This is a genomic window from Blautia faecis (assembly GCF_020554845.1).
Lineage (GTDB): Bacteria > Bacillota > Clostridia > Lachnospirales > Lachnospiraceae > Blautia_A > Blautia_A faecis.
Window position 1 is genome coordinate 98,613 of the sequence record NZ_JAJCIA010000010.1, and the last position, 6,231, is coordinate 104,843.

A 6,231-nucleotide genomic window follows, 5' to 3' on the forward strand; every position below is an offset into this window, starting at 1 on the left:
CTTTTTCGCATAAAAAATAGCGCCCCTGCTCTGGTAAAGTAAGGCGCTATTTTTAGCTGATGCTTTATCCGGCGGTCAGGTGTGCACTGACCAACGGTTCTCTTGTTAAATATATTATATGTCACTCCGAAATATTTGTCAATTTTCTTTTTGTGGAAGCAACTGTACAGATTTTTGTACACGTATTGAGATATACTAAAGCGGGAGGTGTTTACATGAGCACATATGAGGAATTACAAGACCAGACCTGCGCGGACGGTATAGACGTAATGGACTATAAATTTAATAGTCCAAACATAAAAGGCTTATATTGTAACAGCACTGTAACAATCAATAAGTCCATTTGAAGGAATGGTTATACCATTCCGTTTTCATGATCTCCGACACCCGTATGTCAAGCCCAAGACAAAAAATATAATTCTGAAAAGCAGAAATCCAAGCTACCAACATAGATTTGATAGCTTGAAATCGCTACTTTTTACTCACTATCTATACGAGTAGAACATAATAGGCAGAAACATTATTCTTCAAACAAAACACATATATTTTAATGAGAAAAATCAAAAAACAAATGATGTATGGTTATTTCCTGATTATCAAGATTCCGCATATGCTGTGAAGAGTACTGCGGTTCCATATAGCGTAACTCGCGGGACAAATTGCTTACTGGCGTAACTTTTGCAATTTCAGAAACAAGTTCGTTTACAATTTCTGGAATCTTGCCACTTAACACATACCCAATAATTGAAGATTCTGATGACTGTGAACCATACCGTCCTGAGATATAATTTTTAACTCCTGTCTCAACATATCTTTTGATTTTATCTTTCTTATGATTATATAGATTCTTGCATTCTGCGCCAAAATAACTGTTTGAAGTATCCCAATCACGAAAACAAAAATCAATGGTGGGCTTATATCCACGCTTCTTTTTTAATGTAGGATCTTGATATTGATGTACTGGGCCAATGCTGTTTATTCGTAGAATAGTAGCTCTATTTTCACTGGTCCATCGTAGCGATATTTTCCCATACCATTCCTGTGTAATATCATCTTCTTCAGTGTTTTCAGTGATGGTAATGCTTGTATCGGCAATCATGTCATGATACCCCTGCCATAGAGTCAATAATATTTCGTTGATACCAGCAGGACCAAGTCGCTTTGCCAAATCGTCCGGCACAGCTGAAGATGCTGTTATATTTCTTATACTGCTCATAAAATCACCTCCATGCTTTGGAAATATCTTCGAATATTTCATCTGCATCTCTGCAGGCAGCAGAATATGTCCAATATTTGCGTTGCGCTGGTTTAACAATGAAAATCTTTTCTCTCTGATAAATACGGAGGTTTCTTCTCACGAAAACCATTTGTTGATTATCGACCAATGAACGGTCCAAGTTTAGGAGTATTTCATTAAGCTGATCATTGTTGGTTATAACATTTAGATCCTTTGTGGTGGAATGCTCAACATTTAACACAAGAACAGATAGTGGAGCATTGCCAAAATATAGGTCGCCAGAAAAGCCCATGCCAGTTCCAAATGTCCTAGTCAGTATCCCTTTTAGAGAAGCGTAATATAGTTTGTAGTTATCAATGCTCGGTCTGAAAAAAGATACTGAACGATTTTTATTTTTAAAATAGTCGTAAACATAGTCAATAACATCATCTATTTGGTAGCACTCATATTCCTTTAAACGATACATATTTCGTGCAAACTGTTCCAACAGGTAATTCTCTTTTGGTGAGTTTACTAATTTATCAAAGATGTTACAAGCTTCTGTGAGTTCAGCATCGTTGGGTTTGGGGATTGGCGTCTGCCAAATGTCCCCGGCCTCTAACTCGTCCCGTTCTACTAGCCACTTTCTATTTGTAAGTATATGATAATACGAAAATACTCTTGAACCTATTATCACGCTCAAGTACTTAAGCTGTTCAATTTCACCGTGAATTCCCAAAAGGCTATGGTTAAACACAGCATCATAATCCAACACTTCTGAAAGAAATGTTCCATTTTTATGGCTCTGTTTAATTATCAAATGTGGAGCAGCAAAAATCTCTCTAGCATTTTTGACAACGCACTCAAAGTCATGGAAATCAACTATCGGAAGTTCGTCGGATGAAACATAATATGGTTTAAAGGATTTTGCTTCTATCAATGGAAGACCTGTGAAGTCATAACATTGATGTTTCCGATTTCCTCTTTTGAACCCTTCAGCAGTTGTCATGTGATTTTCTTCAATAAATGATGCCATAGGTGCAAAAGTACTTTGCATTTTTCCTATTAATTCAAGATCTCTAGGTGCTCCCCACATTGCAATTTTCCAGATTCTATCGTCATCAATAATGTCATGCGGAATTCTACATATATCGGTAGGATCAATAGAAAACTTCCTGGTATCTTCAATTGTATAAATTGGCTTTGGTGTACAATAAATTATTGGTTGCTTGAGCTCTTCCCTTTTGGGAGTATAGATAATGGCAGCAGCGGGTCCACTAGCGTGATCAAATAAAAATTTTCTATATACTGATAAATTTATAATCGCTAGAACATTGTTATCCGAAAAAAGATTTGCTCTATACATCCTACTTTTATCAGACCTATTAAAAAGCAATCCCTTACTAGGCATAAGGAGACAGATAATTCCGTTTTGTTTGCACAACTCTGAACACTTGATAGAAAATGCCTGTGCAATTTGCTTATCACCTATAACACGATTTACTTTCTTCAAGTACTCTTTCGTTTTTTCGGTAATGTTACTCTGCCAAGGTGGATTACCAACAATGACATCATATCTTTCTTTATTAAAAGACTTATCCTCATCGAAAAAATCACTTGAAATCAAGTTCTTACCTAATAGAGAAGGAAATGAAAGCTTATCCCAGATGCTTCGTGGGTCTAGGAAGTCACACATTGCTAAACTAAGGCTAAACGAGGCGACTCGAATTGCCTCTTCATTAATATCTACACCAAAAATACTATTTTTCAAGAGAAGATTTAGTCGATCACAGGTGATTGCTTGAACAGCGTTTTGTGACATCCATCTACAAACCAGTCTTCTATATGCTTCAACTAAAAAAATGCCCGAACCGCATGATGGATCAAAAAATGATATATCTTTATATTCGCCTTCCCAAGGATACACTTCATCCATGACCAAGTTGACAAGATGGAGAGGTGTATAATATGTTCCTTTCTCATCCTCTTCGTCTGACAAATGAAAAAATAACTCGTAGATACTACTGATTAACTGAATGGGGATAATGTCAAAACTATAAAGCGGCCATAAGGTAAGTTGTCTGCTCTCCAATTCGCTGTTACCTAAAATAAATGTGCGAAGCTCATCCAAATCATCTTGAGTAATGATCTCTGTTTCAATTTCTGAGACTTGCAGCGTATCACCATTAAATTTGTCTTTAAGTGTTAAAAATAAGTTATAAGTTGCTTCTTTACTGTTCAGCACATCAGTATACCATTTCGCTGACTCCATAAAATTGCAATAAAAATCTTGTGGAAATACGGTTTCTCCGTTTGAATCTTTTCGTTCTTCCAGATATTTAATAAAAATCGACCGGCTGAGCAAAGCGTGAACTACACCCGTAATTATTTCTTTGCTCTTATCGCATCTTTTACTGATTTGATTGATCAATGTTCTGCGCATTATTCTCAAATTTGATATTAGTGTGGCATCAACTCGATTTTGAGCATTAAACCTCGTCATGCTTTGACGCCAGTATTCGCCACTTTCAAGCAAGGAACGATGATACTTCTTTAAGGCAAGTTGCTGTGAAACCAATCCATCTGTTAAACTTAACGTTTCAATTATCCCTGCAGTAGGATCAAGATTTCCATTCTCAATGACTTGCGGTGTTTCATAGTTGTTATAAATCAAAATTTCATCTGGAGTCACCACGAATAACAACGGAGCCTCTCCGAGATTCCAAGAAAGACGATGTAACTCTGCGACTTGTTTCGCATCATATTTTTGAATAACGGAAAAATAGATAAGCGGAACTTTAGCAATTCCGTTTACATCGCGAAGAAAATATACAGCGTCAATTCCTATCTTTTCATGAACTTGTGTATAAAATAGTCTTTGAAAGGAAGTCATGCTCTGCAAATTGTCTTCTGTAGCCAAACCAGTACCGCTATTTATATCAAGGCATTCGAATATGCCATTTAGTAATTCACTCATATTTCTGCCTCCACATTATTTTTCCAACTAGTTACATGTTACTTGATTGATACTTGGTAAAGTAAATATAAAATCAAGACAAGTATATTCCCATATTCGATTTCTCGTGCTATTGTTTCTTTGCATAATTATATTATATTTTTTCAATGTAGCAAATGCCTTAGAAACTGAATTATATGATAAGTTTAAATGCTCTGCTGTAATAGGAATACTGGTAACAGGAGATACTTTAAGGTATTCATACACACTCCAAACACTTTTTGTTTTCGGTACTTTGGCTCTTAACTTTTCCTCATCTAGTTTAATTGTTTCTTCGTATTTTTTGAGCAGATCTACACTAGTTTGAGTTGCTTCATTGATAATCCGTATGAAATACTTGATCCAACGCACGTAACCGCCGCTGTATTGCGTTGAACTGAGTATATCAAAATACTCGTTTTTATTAAAGAATAGGTGCTCAGATAGACACAGCCCAGATAACGCTTTGCCTGCAATTTTTTTCAGTACCATGAATATTAGAATACGTCCAACAATTCCATTATATTTCTCAAATGGATGTATCATTTCAAATTGATAGTGTACTAACGCAGCTTGAATCAAAGGATCATCCTCACTGTCATAGAGGTAAGCAGAAATATCGGCCAATGATGGCAAAACATCTTCTGGAGCTGTTGGGTTATAGGTTTTTAAGTTTGATATTGCGCGTTGTAAAAATGTTTGGGTGTTGCGTATACTTATTTGTTGTTCTGCTTTATCACCATATAAAGCGATGCTACATATTTTGCTATATTCCTGAGCTGCAAACTGCATATCTACGGCTGATTTATAAGCTGACATTAAATTTTTTATAGACTCTATATTACCCTTTCCAGCCTCTCTTTTAACTAATATATTTCTAAAATCTAATGCACCATAATAATCTATCATTTTGGAATAAGTGCATTCCTTTAAGAGCATCAATTCACAAAATGAGTTTTTATTTGGTGCATACTGAAGCAACCCTTCTAATAATCCAAGAGTGTGATATGTCTCAATCAAAAGCGCCATCAGTTCATCATCTATTTTGAAAAATGTATTACCTTTCAATGGACGCGGTGTGAAAGTATAGTATATAAAATTCAACTTTCCATTTTTTCTTTGTTCGGTGTAATCTCCTGTATATGGATGCATTTTTATCCCTCAGTATCTATTTTATTTATTTCAATTATAGCAGATAACTAAAAACAATAAAAGTGACATCACAGTATTAATTTCAATAATGCGCTAAAAAAATGAAATAAAATAACTAATTTAACTTTCATGACTTAGGCATTACTCTGCTTCGATCATGCACGCGATTGGTATTCTGGATCAGTACATTATGGCAAGAGGTGGATGGAAAACAGATACCGTTCTAAAGGCTGTATACAGAAATGTGATCAACGATGAGCAAAAGAAATTTACAGATAAAATTAATTCGCATTTCACAACTATGCAACACGAAAAAGAAAAAACGCCGTAAATACGGCGTTTTCACTATGGACCTGGCGGGAATTGAACCCGCGTCCGAAAGTCTATCCCTTGCGGCATCTCCCATCACAGTCGCTGTATTAACATTCCCTCCACAGCACGCCCACCGACAGGCTTACTGCTTCAGTAGCTTCATGATACATCTACCGGGGCAAAGCTTACCCGGCAAGGTTTCTCACAAGGTCGACACCAGACTCCTGAAGTGTGAGTGCAACAGGACTGACGGGCAGCACTTAGGCTGCCATTACTAACTGATCGTCAGCGTTTATATTTAGAATTTCCCGTTATTACGCAGTTCGGGAGACTGCGGATGGCTTCCACAACTTCAAAACCCCCGTCGAAACCAGTACAAGCCCTAATCGTATATAATAGGTATTGCTGGTGCGCAGACGAAGTTTGTGTAATTGTGCTTTCGCTGAGATATTATTATATGCATTTTTTGCAAAGTTGTCAAGATGGTGTTTTGCTATTTAGTGTGTTGGTCGTTATTCCGGACGCGATTTCACAATGTATATTCACCGCCGCGCGT

General features: G+C 36.5%; 5 protein-coding genes and 1 other RNA gene. 2 read left to right on the plus strand and 4 right to left on the minus strand.

Annotated features, from left to right (window positions below; all coding sequences use genetic code 11):
- The first annotated feature begins 215 nt into the window (after positions 1–215).
- On the plus strand, positions 216–347 hold the full coding sequence (locus tag LIZ66_RS18550) for a hypothetical protein (RefSeq protein ID WP_255610623.1): 132 nt from the start codon (positions 216–218) through the stop codon (positions 345–347).
- Positions 348–547: 200 nt separating this feature from the next.
- Here LIZ66_RS18550 and LIZ66_RS07180 read toward each other — a convergent pair whose 3' ends face one another.
- From LIZ66_RS07180 to LIZ66_RS07190, 3 genes are read right to left on the minus strand one after another with little or no spacing between them, the layout of a single operon-like run.
- Positions 548–1,216, minus strand: coding sequence for a hypothetical protein (locus LIZ66_RS07180; protein ID WP_118700149.1), 669 nt, complete (start codon positions 1,214–1,216; stop codon positions 548–550).
- 4 nt (positions 1,217–1,220) lie between these two features.
- Entirely contained in the window at positions 1,221–4,193 is a 2,973-nt protein-coding gene (locus LIZ66_RS07185; protein WP_118700150.1) for an HsdM family class I SAM-dependent methyltransferase, read from the minus strand.
- Between the two features lie 27 nt (positions 4,194–4,220).
- Entirely contained in the window at positions 4,221–5,363 is a 1,143-nt protein-coding gene (locus LIZ66_RS07190) for a Fic family protein (RefSeq protein ID WP_118700151.1), read from the minus strand.
- 190 nt (positions 5,364–5,553) lie between these two features.
- On the opposite strand from LIZ66_RS07190, the gene LIZ66_RS07195 reads away from it, so the two are divergent.
- Positions 5,554–5,694, plus strand: a complete 141-nt coding sequence (locus LIZ66_RS07195) for a hypothetical protein (protein WP_195983318.1) — start codon at positions 5,554–5,556, stop codon at positions 5,692–5,694.
- A 14-nt stretch (positions 5,695–5,708) separates the two neighbouring features.
- On the opposite strand, the gene ssrA is transcribed toward LIZ66_RS07195, so the two are convergent.
- Positions 5,709–6,058, minus strand: a transfer-messenger RNA (tmRNA) gene (gene ssrA / locus LIZ66_RS07200).
- Positions 6,059–6,231: the final 173 nt, after the last annotated feature.

What these genes read in the sequence shown, in the direction of transcription:
- LIZ66_RS18550 (WP_255610623.1), top strand. Translation starts at nt 216, where the DNA reads ATGAGCACATATGAGGAATTACAAGACCAGACCTGCGCGGACGGTATA.
- LIZ66_RS07185 (WP_118700150.1), bottom strand. Translation starts at nt 4,193, where the DNA reads ATGAGTGAATTACTAAATGGCATATTCGAATGCCTTGATATAAATAGC.
- LIZ66_RS07180 (WP_118700149.1), bottom strand. Translation starts at nt 1,216, where the DNA reads ATGAGCAGTATAAGAAATATAACAGCATCTTCAGCTGTGCCGGACGAT.
- LIZ66_RS07195 (WP_195983318.1), top strand. Translation starts at nt 5,554, where the DNA reads ATGGCAAGAGGTGGATGGAAAACAGATACCGTTCTAAAGGCTGTATAC.
- LIZ66_RS07190 (WP_118700151.1), bottom strand. Translation starts at nt 5,363, where the DNA reads ATGCATCCATATACAGGAGATTACACCGAACAAAGAAAAAATGGAAAG.